At 66.8% G+C, this 13,462-nt stretch carries 11 protein-coding genes; 7 read left to right on the top strand and 4 right to left on the bottom strand.

Features of this window, described 5'->3' with window-relative positions; all coding sequences use genetic code 11:
* Positions 1–4 precede the first annotated feature (4 nt).
* Complete coding sequence (locus tag E5CHR_RS06905) at positions 5–1,069, bottom strand: sensor histidine kinase (RefSeq protein WP_162579003.1); 1,065 nt, start codon at positions 1,067–1,069, stop codon at positions 5–7.
* A 52-nt stretch (positions 1,070–1,121) separates the two neighbouring features.
* Here E5CHR_RS06905 and argH point away from each other — a divergent pair, with 52 nt between their 5' ends.
* The 5 genes from argH (at position 1,122) to E5CHR_RS06880 (ending at position 7,387) form a co-directional block, all read left to right on the top strand.
* The gene (gene argH, locus E5CHR_RS06900) at positions 1,122–2,519 is read left to right on the top strand and encodes an argininosuccinate lyase (RefSeq protein WP_162579002.1); all 1,398 of its coding nucleotides are present in this window, start codon (positions 1,122–1,124) and stop codon (positions 2,517–2,519) included.
* Positions 2,520–2,677: 158 nt separating this feature from the next.
* The gene (locus E5CHR_RS06895; protein ID WP_162579001.1) at positions 2,678–3,559 is read left to right on the top strand and encodes a glycosyltransferase family 2 protein; all 882 of its coding nucleotides are present in this window, start codon (positions 2,678–2,680) and stop codon (positions 3,557–3,559) included.
* A gap of 9 nt (positions 3,560–3,568) precedes the next feature.
* On the top strand, positions 3,569–4,540 hold the full coding sequence (locus E5CHR_RS06890; RefSeq protein ID WP_162579000.1) for a UDP-glucuronic acid decarboxylase family protein: 972 nt from the start codon (positions 3,569–3,571) through the stop codon (positions 4,538–4,540).
* Between the two features lie 4 nt (positions 4,541–4,544).
* A complete protein-coding gene (locus E5CHR_RS06885) occupies positions 4,545–5,918 on the top strand; it encodes a UDP-glucose dehydrogenase family protein (RefSeq protein WP_162578999.1) in 1,374 nt (457 codons plus the stop codon).
* A 227-nt stretch (positions 5,919–6,145) separates the two neighbouring features.
* Positions 6,146–7,387: a D-alanyl-D-alanine carboxypeptidase family protein gene (locus tag E5CHR_RS06880; protein WP_162578998.1), complete on the top strand. Its 1,242-nt coding sequence runs from the start codon at positions 6,146–6,148 to the stop codon at positions 7,385–7,387.
* A gap of 56 nt (positions 7,388–7,443) precedes the next feature.
* Here E5CHR_RS06880 and E5CHR_RS06875 read toward each other — a convergent pair whose 3' ends face one another.
* Complete coding sequence (locus E5CHR_RS06875; protein ID WP_162578997.1) at positions 7,444–8,049, bottom strand: class I SAM-dependent methyltransferase; 606 nt, start codon at positions 8,047–8,049, stop codon at positions 7,444–7,446.
* A gap of 344 nt (positions 8,050–8,393) precedes the next feature.
* Here E5CHR_RS06875 and E5CHR_RS06870 point away from each other — a divergent pair, with 344 nt between their 5' ends.
* On the top strand, positions 8,394–10,787 hold the full coding sequence (locus E5CHR_RS06870; protein ID WP_162578996.1) for an ATP-binding cassette domain-containing protein: 2,394 nt from the start codon (positions 8,394–8,396) through the stop codon (positions 10,785–10,787).
* Here E5CHR_RS06870 and E5CHR_RS06865 read toward each other — a convergent pair.
* Positions 10,772–11,320 (bottom strand): DUF3455 domain-containing protein, encoded by a 549-nt coding sequence (locus tag E5CHR_RS06865; RefSeq protein WP_162578995.1) that lies wholly within the window; start codon positions 11,318–11,320, stop codon positions 10,772–10,774. The genes E5CHR_RS06870 and E5CHR_RS06865 overlap by 16 nt on opposite strands.
* Before the next feature lie 208 nt (positions 11,321–11,528).
* Between E5CHR_RS06865 and E5CHR_RS06860 the strand changes: the two genes are divergently transcribed.
* Complete coding sequence (locus tag E5CHR_RS06860; protein WP_162578994.1) at positions 11,529–12,296, top strand: SGNH/GDSL hydrolase family protein; 768 nt, start codon at positions 11,529–11,531, stop codon at positions 12,294–12,296.
* Here E5CHR_RS06860 and opgC read toward each other — a convergent pair.
* Positions 12,260–13,417, bottom strand: a complete 1,158-nt coding sequence (gene opgC / locus E5CHR_RS06855; protein WP_162578993.1) for an OpgC domain-containing protein — start codon at positions 13,415–13,417, stop codon at positions 12,260–12,262. The two genes, E5CHR_RS06860 and opgC, sit on opposite strands and share 37 nt — an antisense overlap.
* Between the last annotated feature and the right edge of the window lie 45 nt (positions 13,418–13,462).

Genomic DNA, 13,462 nt, shown 5'->3' with positions numbered 1-13,462 from the left:
TTTTTCAAGCTTCTGCAGGAATGGCGATGCGCACGCGGTAGGCGTTCCGGTCGATGCCCGCGCTGAACTGCGCCTGCACGTCGTGCAGCAGATTCAGCCGGTCGCGCACGTTGGCCAGCGCAATGCCATGACCTCGCGGCAGGGGCTCGTCGGCCCAGAGCAGGGGCGGCAAACTGTTGGTCACTTCGATGACCACCATGCTGCCGCGGCGCTCGGTCCGGATGCGGAGTTTGGCGCCCTGCGGGCTGGGCTCGACGCCATGCTTCACCGCGTTCTCGACCAGCGGCTGCAGCAGCAAGGGCGGCAGCCGCGCGCCATTGGCCGCGGGATCGATGTCCCAGCGGATGCGCAGCCGCTCGGCGAAGCGCACCTGCTCGATCGCCAGGTAGCGCTGCGCCAGCGCGATCTCGTCCGCGAGCGTCACCGACTCGCCCTCATCGGCCAGGGCGTGGCGAAACAGCTCGCTCAGGTCTTCCAGCATGGCCTCGGCCTTGGCCGGCTCCTCGCGCACCAGCGCGATGGCGCTGTTCAAGGTGTTGAAGAGAAAGTGCGGACGGATGCGCGACTGCAGCTCCTCCAGGCGCGCCGTCATCGCCGCGGGCGTCTGGCCGCGCGCGCGCAGCACCAGCGCGGCCATCACCAGCGCCGCGAACATGGCGCCGGCCAGGGCGCTGGCGATCCAGGGCGCGCTGCCCACCACCCCGGTGAGCCGCAGCAGGCCACAGCCATAGAGCGCGGCTACCGCTCCGAGCAGCGCGCCGGCTGCGTATTGCCCGGCATGCGGAAGGCGGCCCAGCAGCTTCTTGAGCCAGCAGGCCGAGAGCAGCCACAGCAGCGTGGCCGGCAGCGCGCCGCCGGTCACTGTGGCCAGCAGCATCAGCCATTCGGACGGCGCAGACGCCTGGAACAACGTCACCGCAGCCACCACGGCCTCGACGAACATCACGGCGCGCAGCACCACGCCGATCTGGCAGGCATCGAAGATCGCGGCCCCGGCGCGCGCAGGTCCACGGGTCCGTGCCGGGGACGGCGCCTGAGGGGTGGTCGATAAAATCGAGGGGCTGCGCATCAAGCAAAGATCGGGTGCAAACCCATTATTGCCTCCCAACCGGTTCACACCCATGACCCACAACCAACTCGACAAGAAATCCGAAGCCTGGTCCGCCCTGTTCTCCGAACCGATGAGCGACCTGGTGAAGCGCTACACCGCGAGCGTCTCCTTCGACAAGCGGCTGTGGCAGGCCGACATCCAGGGCTCTCTGGCGCATGCGGGCATGCTGGCGGCGCAGGGGGTGATCGGCGCCGAGGACCATGCCGCCATCGAGCGCGGCATGGCGCAGATCCGTGGCGAGATCGAGTCGGGCGCCTTCGACTGGAAACTCGAGCTCGAGGACGTGCACCTGAACATCGAGGCGCGCCTCACGCAGCTGGTCGGCGACGCCGGCAAGCGCCTGCACACGGGCCGCAGCCGCAACGACCAGGTGGCCACCGATGTGCGGCTCTGGCTGCGCAGCGAGATCGACCTGATCGACGGGCTGCTCGGCGACCTGCAGAAATCGCTGCTGGCCATCGCAGAGAAGAACGCCGAGGTGATCCTGCCGGGCTTCACCCACCTGCAGGTCGCGCAGCCGGTGAGCTTCGGCCACCACATGCTGGCCTATGTCGAGATGTTCGCGAGGGACGCCGAGCGCATGGCCGACGTGCGCCGCCGCGTCAACCGCCTGCCGCTGGGCGCCGCGGCCCTGGCAGGTACGAGCTATCCGCTGGACCGGGAACGGGTCGCCCACACGCTCGGCATGGACGGGGTGTGCGAGAACAGCCTGGATGCCGTGAGCGACCGCGACTTCGCGATCGAGTTCGCCGCTGCCGCCTCGCTCGCGATGGTGCACATCAGCCGGCTCAGCGAGGAATTGGTGCTCTGGACCAGCCAGGCCTTCGGCTTCATCGACATCGCCGATCGTTTTTGCACAGGCAGTTCGATCATGCCGCAGAAGAAGAACCCGGACGTGCCCGAACTCGCGCGGGGCAAGACCGGCCGTGTCGTGGGCCACCTGATGGGCCTCATCACGCTGATGAAGGGGCAGCCGCTGGCCTACAACAAGGACAACCAGGAAGACAAGGAGCCGCTGTTCGACACGGTCGACACGCTCAAGGACACGCTGCGCATCTTTGCCGAGATGGTGGGCGGCATCACCGTCAAACCCGAGGCCATGGAGAAGGCCGCGCTGCGCGGCTACGCCACCGCCACCGACCTGGCCGACTACCTGGTGAAGAAAGGCCTGCCCTTCCGCGACGCCCACGAAACCGTCGCGCATGCCGTCAAGGCTGCGATAGCGCACAAGGTGGACCTTTCGGAACTGCCGCTCTCGGTGCTGCAGACCTTCCATCCGAAGATCGAGAAGGACGTGTACGACGTGCTGAGCCTGCGCGGATCGGTCCATGCGCGCAACATCCTCGGTGGGACCGCCCCGGCCCAGGTGCGCAAGCAGATCGCGCGGCACCGCGCACGACTTCAATAGCTTCCTCTATGCGCAGTGCCGTGATTTCCTCGGGTTTACCCCGGATTTTTCGTCAGTTTTGTGGCGATTTGTAAAACTGTAGTGCTAAAGTTTGGCATTGCATTGCAGCAAAGTGCCGGGCACCCTGTGTCGCCGAAGCTCCCCAGCTCACCCCATCCATGGAACAAGACTCCTGCGTCGTCGTCATCCTGACCTTCAATTCCGCCTCCATCATCCGGGAGACCGTGTTGCAGGCGAAAAAGGTCAGCCCGAATGTCTTCGTGGTCGACTCGCATTCGACCGACAGCACCGTCGCCCTTCTCGACGAACTGGGCTGCACCGTGGTGCAGCGGCCCTTTTCCAACTACAGCGACCAGCGCAACTGGGCGATCTCGCAGATCGAGGCCCACTACCGGTGGCAGTTGCACCTGGACGCCGATGAGGTTCTGGACGAACAGGCGGTGGGAGAAATCCGCGCCCTGCTCGCCGGCACGCCTCGCTTCGACGCCTACATGCTGCGCCGGCGCGACTACTTCATGGGCCAGATGCTGCGCTTCTCGGGCGTCAATCCCTGGCATTTGCGCTTGTTCCGCTCGGGTGCCGGGCGCTGCGAGTCACGGCTCTACGACCAGCACTTCATCAGCACGGCGACGCCGGGACGGCTCCAGGGCTTCATGCACGACAAGAACTCGGCCCGCCTGACCGACTGGATCGCCAGCCACAACCGCTGGAGCGACGCGGAGGCCAAGGAAAAGCTGGGCCCGCGGCTGGCCGCCGACAACGTGCTCAAGCCCCGGCTGCTGGGCGACGCGCGCGAGCGCACGCGCTTCATCAAGGAGATCTACTACAAGCTGCCGACGGGGCTGCGCTCCCTCGGCTACTTCATCTACCGCTACGTCTTCCGGCTCGGCTTCCTGGACGGCACCACCGGCTTTTATTTCGCCTTTTTCCAGGCATTGTGGTTTCGCATGCTGGTCGACGCGAAGATGTACGAACAGCGCACGGCGCAACGCCCCGCGCCTGAACTGAAGACCCCCCAACCGATTCCCCCTACGGAGTGATTTCACAGCATGCGGCAATACAACGCTTCCAAGAAAGTCCTGGTCACGGGCGGCGCCGGCTTCCTGGGCAGCCACCTGTGCGACCGGCTCATCGAGCAGGGCCACGACGTCCTGTGCGTCGACAACTTCTTCACCGGCACCAAGCGCAACATCGAGCACCTGCTCGACCATCCACGCTTCGAGCTGATGCGGCACGACGTGACTTTTCCGCTCTACGTGGAGGTGGACGAGATCTTCAACCTCGCCTGCCCCGCCTCGCCCATCCACTACCAGCACGATCCGGTGCAGACCACCAAGACCAGCGTGCACGGCGCGATCAACATGCTGGGGCTGGCCAAGCGGGTGCGTGCCAAGATCCTGCAGGCCTCCACCAGCGAGGTCTACGGCGACCCGGAGATCCATCCGCAGGTCGAGGCCTACTGGGGCCGCGTCAACCCGATCGGCATCCGCAGCTGTTATGACGAAGGCAAGCGCTGCGCCGAGACGCTGTTCTTCGACTACCACCGCCAGCACCAGCTGCGCACGAAGGTCGTGCGCATCTTCAACACCTACGGCCCGCGCATGCACATGAACGACGGGCGCGTGGTGTCCAACTTCATCGTGCAGGCGCTCAGGGGCGAGGACATCACCATCTACGGCGACGGCCAGCAGACGCGCAGCTTCTGCTACGTGGACGACCTGGTGGAAGCAATGCTCCGGATGATGGGCACCGGCGACGAGGTGCCGGGCCCGATCAACATCGGCAACCCCGGCGAGTTCTCGATGCTGGAGCTCGCCAACAAGGTGATCGAGCTCACCGGCTCCAAGAGCCAGCTGATGCGCATGCCGCTGCCCGCGGACGATCCCAAGCAGCGCCGGCCAGACATCACGCTGGCCCAGCAGGCGCTCGGCGGCTGGACGCCGAAGACCCAGCTCGAGGAAGGCCTGAAGAAGACCATCGCCTATTTCGACAAGGCGCTCTCCGAAACCACTGCAGACTGAACACATGAACGTCACCATCATCGGTACCGGCTACGTCGGGCTCGTCACCGGCGCCTGTCTCGCGGACATCGGCAACAACGTGCTTTGCGTGGACGTCGACAAGCGCAAGATCGACACGCTCAACTCCGGCGGCATCCCGATCTACGAGCCCGGCCTCAGCGAAGTGGTCGAATCCAACACTGCGGCCAGGCGCCTGAGCTTTTCGACCGACATCGAGGCCTCGGTGGCGCACGGCGACGTCCAGTTCATCGCCGTGGGCACGCCGCCCGACGAGGACGGCAGCGCCGACCTGCAGTACGTGCTGGCGGCGGCGCGCAACATCGGCAAGTACATGAACGGCTTCAAGGTCGTGGTCGACAAATCGACCGTGCCGGTGGGCACAGCCGACAAGGTTGCGGCCGCGATCCAGGAGGAGCTCGACAAGCGGGGCCGCCCGGACCTGCGCTTCTCGGTGGTGAGCAATCCCGAGTTCCTCAAGGAAGGCGCGGCGGTCGAGGACTTCATGCGGCCCGACCGCATCGTCATCGGCTACAGCGACGACGAGAACGGCCGCGAGGCGCTGGCAGCCATGCGCAAGCTCTACGCGCCGTTCAACCGCAACCACGAACGCACCCGCGTGATGGACGTGCGCTCCGCCGAGTTCACCAAGTACGCGGCCAACGCCATGCTGGCCACCCGCATCAGCTTCATGAACGAGCTGGCCAACCTGGCCGACCGCGTCGGTGCCGACATCGAGGCGGTCCGCCAAGGCATCGGCTCCGACCCGCGCATCGGCTACAGCTTTCTCTATGCCGGCACCGGCTACGGCGGCAGTTGCTTCCCGAAGGACATCCAGGCGCTCACGCGCATCGCGCGCGAGAACGGGCAGGCGCTGCGGGTGCTCGAGTCGGTCGAAGCCGTCAACGACGAGCAGAAGCGCGTGCTGACGCAAAAGGTGCTCGACCGCTTCGGTGGCGACCTCAGCGGCCGCTGCTTCGCGCTGTGGGGCCTGGCCTTCAAACCCAACACCGACGACATGCGCGAGGCGCCGAGCCGCGTGGTACTCGACACGCTGCTGCGCGCCGGCGCACGCGTGGTGGCCCACGATCCGATCGCGGTCGACGAGACGAAGCGCGTGCTGCAACTGGACTTCGCGGATGCGCCGGCGCTGCTGGACCGCATCAGCTTCTCCTCGGCCAAGGACCCGCTGGAGGTGCTGGCCGATGCCGACGCGCTGATCATCGTGACCGAATGGAAGGCCTACCGCAGTCCCAACCTCGAGCGGCTCAAGGCGCTGATGAAGTCGCCGGTGGTCTTCGACGGCCGCAACCTGTATGAGCCGGGCGTCATGAAGGAAGCCGGCGTCATCTACCAGGGCATCGGGCGCAACAGCCGCTGAAGACAGCAGCCAAAGCCTGAGAACGGCGCCCCACGGGCGCCTCGTCGTCGTGCACGCGCCCCTGGAAATTTCTCCGGGAAGGGTGAACCGCATCGCAGAGGCAGCGTCAATCGGGATTGAATGCCCCAGCGGATCACTGAACTTGCACGGCGTTCTTCGATCCTCCATTCACGATCGAAAATCGGCGCTTGATCCGCCACAATCTCCCATTCCGCGCCTGAACACCCATGCACCCCAAGACTTTTTCCATTCTCCCGGTCGTCTTCGCCATCGCCGCGACCTCCCTGGTTCCCGCCTCCGTGTCCTTCGCGGCCTCTCACGCCGCCCAGCGTGCCGCCGCCAGGAAGCCGGCGGCCGCCGCTCCTGCCGCAGCGCCCGTGGCGGGAGAGACCGCCGTGGCCGGTGGGGCGCCGGCCCTCGCCGCCAAGTCATGGCTGTTGATGGACTTCGATTCAGGTGAAGTGCTCGCCTCGGCCAATCCCGACGAGCCCCTGCCGCCGGCTTCACTGACCAAGATGATGACCAGCTTCCTGATCGAACAAGCGCTTCGCTCGGGCAAGCTCAAGAAGGACGATCTCGTCACGGTCAGCCAGAACGCCTGGTGCCGCGGCTCGGGCACCGAGTCATGCATGTACCTGCCGCTGAACAGCCAGGCCACCGTCATCGACATCCTGCGCGGCATCATCGTCCAGTCCGGAAACGACGCGTCCAAGGCGATCGCCGAGCATATGGCCGGCTCTGAAGAGGGCTTCGCCAAGCTCATGAACGCCGAAGCCCAGCGCCTCGGGATGACCCACACGCATTTCGTGAATGCGACGGGGCTGCCCGACCCGGCGCACAAGGCGTCTGCGCGAGACCTCGCGATCCTGGCGCGAGCGATCATCCGCGACAGCTCCGACTACTACCCGATCTACGCGGAGCGCGAGTTCAAGTTCAACGGCATCAAGCAGGGAAATCGCAATGCCCTGCTCTACACCGACCCAACGGTCGACGGACTGAAGACCGGCCACACCCAGGAGGCGGGCTACTGCCTGGTCACTTCGTCCAAACGCAACGGGATGCGCCTCATCACCGTGATCCTCAACACCAACAGTGCGCAGGCACGTGCCGACCAGACGCGCGCACTCCTCGGGTGGGGCTTCGGCAATTTCGAGAAGGCGACTCCCATTCAGCCGAACGCGGTGGTGGCGACCGCCAAGGTCAGCTACGGCAAGGCCGACACCGTGCCCGCGACGCTGCAGTCGCCATGGACGGTGACGGTGCCGCGCGGCCAGCAGGTGCAGACCTCGGTGCAGATCAAGCCCGATCTGGAGGCGCCCGTGGCCAAGGGCGCGGTGATCGGCAAGGTGATCGCAAACTCGAACGGCAAGCCGGTGGGAGAAGCGCCGCTGGTTGCCCAGGCCGACGTGGAACGCGCGGGCTTCATGCTTCGCGGCTGGCAGCGCGCGCTCAAGCTCTTCGGCAAATGAGCGGTGGCCGCCCAGGGCGCGCCTCTGCGAGAAACCCAGGGCGTTTCAGGTAGGCCTTATTCCCCTGCGCATTCCAGCGAGAACAGCGGCAGTTCGGCCTGCCGGCTCAGCCACACGCCGCCGCCCACCGCCTGAAAGTGGCGCGACAGCCCGTGCCGGTACACCTCGGCGCTGTGGCGGAAGATGCGCGGGTCCGTGAGGTCTTCATCGACGATGTCGCGCGCGAAGTCCTCGCGTGTCACGGCCTCGACATAGAGGGCGCCCTGGCTCAGCAGGCTGAGATTGCGCAGCGCGCGCTTCAGATCCGGCGGGCTGAGATAGGGCAGCACGCCCTGGCAGATGACGAAATCGAATGGCTTCCCGGCTTGGTAGTCGACGACCGAGCCGCGCTCCCATCCGTAGCGCCCGCACAGGTATTCGCTGAACTCCACGCCGTGATAGCTGGCCAAGGGGAAATGCCGCGCGACGATGTCGCGCCAGAGTCCGATGCCGCAACCCACGTCCAGCACGCGCTGCACAGGCACGCGCAGGTACCGCAGGTAGGCGCAGACGAACGCACCCAGGCGCTCGACGTGCTGCGGGTCGACCACCTTGGTTTTCTTGTCGAAGTAGTAGCGCCGGTAATAGGCTTCGTCGAAGGTGGCGGCACCGGCTGATCGCATATTGACATTCCTCGTGGTCCCGAATCGTATCGGCACCGGAGCGCCCGGGGCGCTGCCTTTGGCTGCTCCGCCGTCAGGCTTGGCCGGCCGACGCTTGAGCGCTCCCGGACGGCGTGGCACGATCGAGCGGATGACCGCCAGCCCCGCCCCGGCGCATCACCTGCGCGACCTCGCCCGCCTGCGCCGCGTTCCGGACCGGGTCGACTTGGCGTACGCGCAGCCGCTGGAGCCGCACTTAGACTGACCGCCATGGACATCACCATTCGTTCCACCTTCCTCCCGCACAACTTCCGCGATCCCGCGGGCAACTTGATCCGCCTCCAGGAGCTGCCCCGGGCGCCCCGATGAGCAGCAAGGCCACGAGGACGGACAAGAAGTCGCCCGCAGCGCCACCCGTCGCCGACAGCCATGACCTGATCCGCGTGCATGGCGCGCGCGTGAACAACCTGAAGGACGTGAGCATCGAAATCCCGAAGCGCCGGCTGACGGTGTTCACCGGCATTTCGGGCTCGGGCAAGAGTTCGCTGGTGTTCGGCACCATCGCCGCGGAGTCGCAACGGCTGATCAACGAGACCTACAGCGTCTTCGTGCAGGGCTTCATGCCGGCGCTGGCGCGGCCCGAGGTCGACGTGCTCGAAGGGCTGACGACCGCGATCGTCGTCGACCAGGAGCGCATGGGCGCCAACGTGCGTTCGACCGTCGGCACTGCCACCGACGCCAACGCGCTGCTGCGCATTCTCTTCAGCCGATGCGGGAAGCCGCACATCGGCTCGCCGAACGCGTTTGCCTTCAACGTCCCATCGATCCGCGCAAGCGGCGCCATCACGATCGAACGCGGCGCCGGCATGACCGTGAAGCAGAGCTTCAGCCGCACCGGCGGCATGTGTCCGCGCTGCGAGGGCATGGGCTCGGTCACCGACTTCGACATGGCGGCGCTCTACGACGACAGCAAGTCCCTCAACGAGGGAGCGCTCATCATCCCCGGCTACAGCATGGAAGGCTGGTATGGCCGCATCTTTCGCGGCTGCGGCTTCTTCGACCCGGACAAGCCGATCCGCAAGTTCACCAAGAGAGAGTTGCACGACCTGCTCCACAAGGAGCCGACCAAGATCAAGGTCGACGGCATCAACCTGACCTACCAGGGCGTGATCCCGCAGATCCAGAAGTCCTTCCTGTCCAAGGATGTCGATGCGCTCCAGCCGCACGTCCGCGCCTTCGTGGAGCGGGTGGTGACGTTCAGTACCTGCCCCGACTGCGGCGGCACGAGGCTCAGCGAGGCCGCGCGGTCTTCGAGAATCAAGAAGATCAACATCGCCGACGCCTGCGCGATGCAGATCAGCGATCTGGCCGAATGGGTGCGCGGCCTCGACGAGCCCTCGGTGGCGCCGCTGCTCGCCGCGCTGGTGCAGACACTCGACGCCTTCGTGGAGATCGGCCTGGGCTACCTCTCGCTCGAACGGCCATCGGGGACGCTGTCGGGCGGCGAGGCGCAGCGCGTCAAGATGATCCGGCACCTGGGCTCGGCGCTGACCGACGTCACGTACGTCTTCGACGAGCCGACCACGGGCCTGCACCCGCACGACATCCAGCGGATGAACGAGCTGCTGCTGCGGCTGCGCGACAAGGGAAATACGGTGCTCGTCGTGGAGCACAAGCCGGAGACGATTGCGATCGCCGACCACGTCGTCGATCTCGGCCCCGGCGCCGGGACGGCTGGAGGCAGCGTCTGCTTCGAGGGCAGCGTCGAGGGGCTGCGGGCGAGCAGCACGCTCACCGGCCGGCATTTCGACGACCGCGCCTCGCTCAAGGAACAAGTGCGCAAGCCCACCGGCATGCTTTCGATCCGCGGTGCGAAGACGCACAACCTGCGGGACGTGGACGTGGACATCCCGCTCGGCGTGCTGGTGGTCGTCACCGGCGTTGCGGGCTCCGGCAAGAGCTCGCTCGTACACGGTTCGATCCCCGCAGGCGCGGGCGTGGTGACGATCGACCAGGCGGCGATCCGCGGCTCGCGGCGCAGCAACCCCGCGACGTACACCGGACTGCTCGACCCGATCCGCACGGCCTTCGCAAAGGCCAACGGCGTGAAGCCGGCACTGTTCAGTGCCAATTCGGAGGGCGCATGCCCTGCGTGCAACGGCGCCGGCGTCGTGTACACCGACCAGGGCGCAATGGCCGGCGTCGCCACACCGTGCGAGGAATGCGAGGGGAAGCGGTTCCAGGCTTCGGTGCTGGAGCATCAGCTCGGCGGCCGCGACATCAGCGAGGTGCTCGCAATGCCGGTGGCCGAGGCCAGGGAATTCTTCGGCGCCGGGAAGGCGCGCACGCCGGCCGCGCTTGCCATTCTCGAACGGCTGGCGGATGTGGGCCTGGGCTACCTCAGCCTCGGCCAGCCGCTGACCACGCTGTCCGGCGGCGAGCGGCAGCGGCTCAAGCTGGCCACCCACATGAGCGAAAAGGGCGGTACCTACGTGCTCGACGAGCCGACCGCCGGCCTGCACCTGGCCGATGTCGAGCAGTTGCTCGGCCTGCTCGATCGGTTGGTCGATTCCGGCAAGTCGGTCATTGTCGTGGAGCACCACCAGGCGGTCATGGCGCATGCGGACTGGATCGTGGACCTCGGGCCGGGCGCCGGCCATGACGGCGGCCGGATCGTGTTCGAGGGCACGCCGGCCGAGCTCGTCGCCGGGCGCTCGACCCTCACCGGCAAGCACCTGGCGGCCTACATCGCGCGATAGAAGATGTAGTCGGCCTGGTACTTCACCACCTGCTTCTGCCCCGCCGACGCCGCTGCGCAAGCTGGGGCCGGCGCCGTCCCGCCCCGCGTGGCGACGCGCTGGATGTAGCTCACACCCTGCATGGCCCCGCTGCCCATGGCCGGGTTCGCCTTCACGAGCTGGTAGGGAATGTTGGCGCTGCCGTTGGCCGCGACAGCGACCTGGGCGCCGGTCAGCTTCGAGCCGTCGACGCTTTCCCAGGTAGCCGGTGGGCCGTAGTACTTGCCGACCTGCTTTCCGCCGCGGTCCATGAGGCGGGCGTCCGGGCCGACGAAGACCCATTCGTGCTGGCCGGGCGCGTCGGCCTTGGCGCGGCATTCGTAGGTGATGTCGCCGGCGCCGACCGTCTCCATCGCAACCCGGTGGCCGGCCGGCACCTTGACGGCATCGGGGAGGTTGGTTTGCGAATACGCCATAGGCTTGTTCATGCCCATGCCGGAACAGGCGGCGAGGCTGGCGGCCGATGCGAGTAGGCCGAGGGTGCGCAAGGTCATGGTCGAGGTCCTTTCGTGTCGAGTCGGGTGCAATGGTTTTGGTGGACGCTGTTGTTCTCGGACGGGTCCTCCTTTGCCATACGCAGCGCGATGCCGATCGGATTCATCGATTTGCGATTGCCGAATTCACAGCCGCCCGCCGCCGTATGGGATGGGTGCCAGGCGATGCTCCACAATCAAAGCTCCTTTCTTGCATTCCATGGTTGTGATGAACGCTGCTCCCGCTGCCAGGGCGGCTCGCCGGGTCCTGCTGCCGATCGCGCTCCTGCTCGCGGCGTGCGCCTCCCAGGCCCAGTCCAGCGGTGCCGACGCTGCCGCATCCCCCGCCTACCTCGCGGCGCAGGCACGCTGGCGCGCCGAGCTCTCGGCCTTCGACGCCGCCGACCGGCAGCAGTGGCCCAGCGAAGACGGGGTCGTCTTCGTCGGCAGCTCCACCATCCGCTTCTGGACCCGGCTGGCGCAGGACTTCCCGCAGTTGCCGGTGGTCATCAATCGGGGGTTCGGCGGCTCGACCATGGCCGACTGCAGCTTCTTCGCGCGGGAGCTGGTGCTGCGCTACAAGCCGCGCCACGTGCTGGTCTATGCGGGCGACAACGACCTGGCCGAAGGCCGCACGCCGATCCAGGTGCTGGAAGCCTTTGCGCAGTTTGCCAATACCGTGCGCGCCGAACTGCCCGATACGCGCATCAGCTACATCTCGATCAAACCCAGCCCCTCGCGCGAGAAGCTTCTCCCGCGGATGCGCGAGACCAACGACATCGTTGCCGCCTACCTGCGGCGCCTGCCGAACAGCGAGTACATCGATGTCTTCACGCCCATGCTGGGCGCAGACGGCCGGCCGCGCGCCGAGCTGTTCCTGCGCGACCAGCTGCACCTGAACGACGAGGGCTATCGCCTTTGGCGCTCGGTGATCGGTGCCCGGTGGGCACGGCCGGCGGATCAGGCCGAGCTGTCGATCGCGCCGGCATCGCGGTAGCCCTCACCCCGGCTGCGCCGCCGCCCGGCCCACCACAGCGCCGCCTGCGCCACGCCGTAGAGCCATGCGAACACTGCGCCCAGCAGGAGCACATCGCCCCACCACGGCCGCGCAGTCTGGCTGTCGCCGTAGAAGGCGAGCACCAGGAGCACCGCCACGAGATGCGCGCAGAAGACCGGCAGCGATGCCGAGCCCATGGCTTCCAGCGCATGCAGGCGCGGCAAGCGCCGCACCACGGCCGGCCCGAAGTGAACCGCGACGATCCCCAGGACCACCAGGTTGACGATGCGCAACGGGCCGAGTTGCCACTTGTCGAACAGCAGGTTCATGGCGTCGTCGCCGCCGAAGGGCGCCTGGCCGTTGATGCCATGGTGGCGCCACCAAAGCCCGTAGAGCGCCGCCGCCACTGCGAGCGCCACCAGCCACTTCGGAAAGCGAAAAGGCTCGGCATCGGGCGCGTGCCGGCTGGCGCCCATCCACAGCCCCGCGAACCAGAGGAACTGCCAGGCAAAGGCATTGAAAGCACCCATCTCACGAAACGGCACAGGCAGGTGCAGGTAGTGCACCGCCAGCCCGTACAGCCACTCGCTGAATTCGAACTGGGCCAGCGCCCATAGCGCGGCACTCGCCACCATCACGCCTAGCCAGCCGTGGCGCAGCGCGTAGGCAAGCACCCAGGGGCTCATGAGCATGAAGAAGATGTACATCGGCAGGATGTCGAGCAAGGCGGGCTCGTACACCAGCAGCAGCGAGTAGCCGAAGCCGTCGACCGGGTTCGTGAGGTAGAAGGCCAGCAAGTTCTTGACCGCCGGTTGGTCGATGCGCAGCCCGACGCGGGTGATGACGGTGAAGAGAAACAGCAGCGTCGCCGCCTGCGCCAGGTAGACCTTGAGCGCACGGCGCCAGAAGGCCCGTCGCATGGCATCGACGCCCTGGCGGTCGCTCACGCGGGTGTAGACCAGGCCGGCGACGAAGGCCGAGAGCAGCACGAAGCCTTCGGCGGCCGAGACGAAGCCGAACGGCTGCCCCAGCGGGTCGGTGAACCGCGTGGGCAGGTGCGTGAAGGTCATCAGCACGAGCATGAGCCCGCGCAATGCGTCGATTTCCCAGTAGCGGTTCATAGGGCCTTGGCGCCGGGCATGGACAGCGCAGCTGTCGCAGGACAG

The sequence above is a fragment of the Variovorax sp. PBS-H4 genome (assembly GCF_901827205.1).
GTDB lineage: Bacteria > Pseudomonadota > Gammaproteobacteria > Burkholderiales > Burkholderiaceae_C > Variovorax.
Note: the sequence above shows the minus strand (reverse complement) of the source record. Positions and strands in the feature narration are given on the sequence as shown.

Coding starts and splice junctions, on each gene's coding strand:
- E5CHR_RS06905 (WP_162579003.1), bottom strand. CDS start 1,069: ATGCGCAGCCCCTCGATTTTATCGACCACCCCTCAGGCGCCGTCCCCG.
- argH (WP_162579002.1), top strand. CDS start 1,122: ATGACCCACAACCAACTCGACAAGAAATCCGAAGCCTGGTCCGCCCTG.
- E5CHR_RS06895 (WP_162579001.1), top strand. CDS start 2,678: ATGGAACAAGACTCCTGCGTCGTCGTCATCCTGACCTTCAATTCCGCC.
- E5CHR_RS06890 (WP_162579000.1), top strand. CDS start 3,569: ATGCGGCAATACAACGCTTCCAAGAAAGTCCTGGTCACGGGCGGCGCC.
- E5CHR_RS06885 (WP_162578999.1), top strand. CDS start 4,545: ATGAACGTCACCATCATCGGTACCGGCTACGTCGGGCTCGTCACCGGC.
- E5CHR_RS06880 (WP_162578998.1), top strand. CDS start 6,146: ATGCACCCCAAGACTTTTTCCATTCTCCCGGTCGTCTTCGCCATCGCC.
- E5CHR_RS06875 (WP_162578997.1), bottom strand. CDS start 8,049: ATGCGATCAGCCGGTGCCGCCACCTTCGACGAAGCCTATTACCGGCGC.
- E5CHR_RS06870 (WP_162578996.1), top strand. CDS start 8,394: ATGAGCAGCAAGGCCACGAGGACGGACAAGAAGTCGCCCGCAGCGCCA.
- E5CHR_RS06865 (WP_162578995.1), bottom strand. CDS start 11,320: ATGACCTTGCGCACCCTCGGCCTACTCGCATCGGCCGCCAGCCTCGCC.
- E5CHR_RS06860 (WP_162578994.1), top strand. CDS start 11,529: ATGAACGCTGCTCCCGCTGCCAGGGCGGCTCGCCGGGTCCTGCTGCCG.
- opgC (WP_162578993.1), bottom strand. CDS start 13,417: ATGAACCGCTACTGGGAAATCGACGCATTGCGCGGGCTCATGCTCGTG.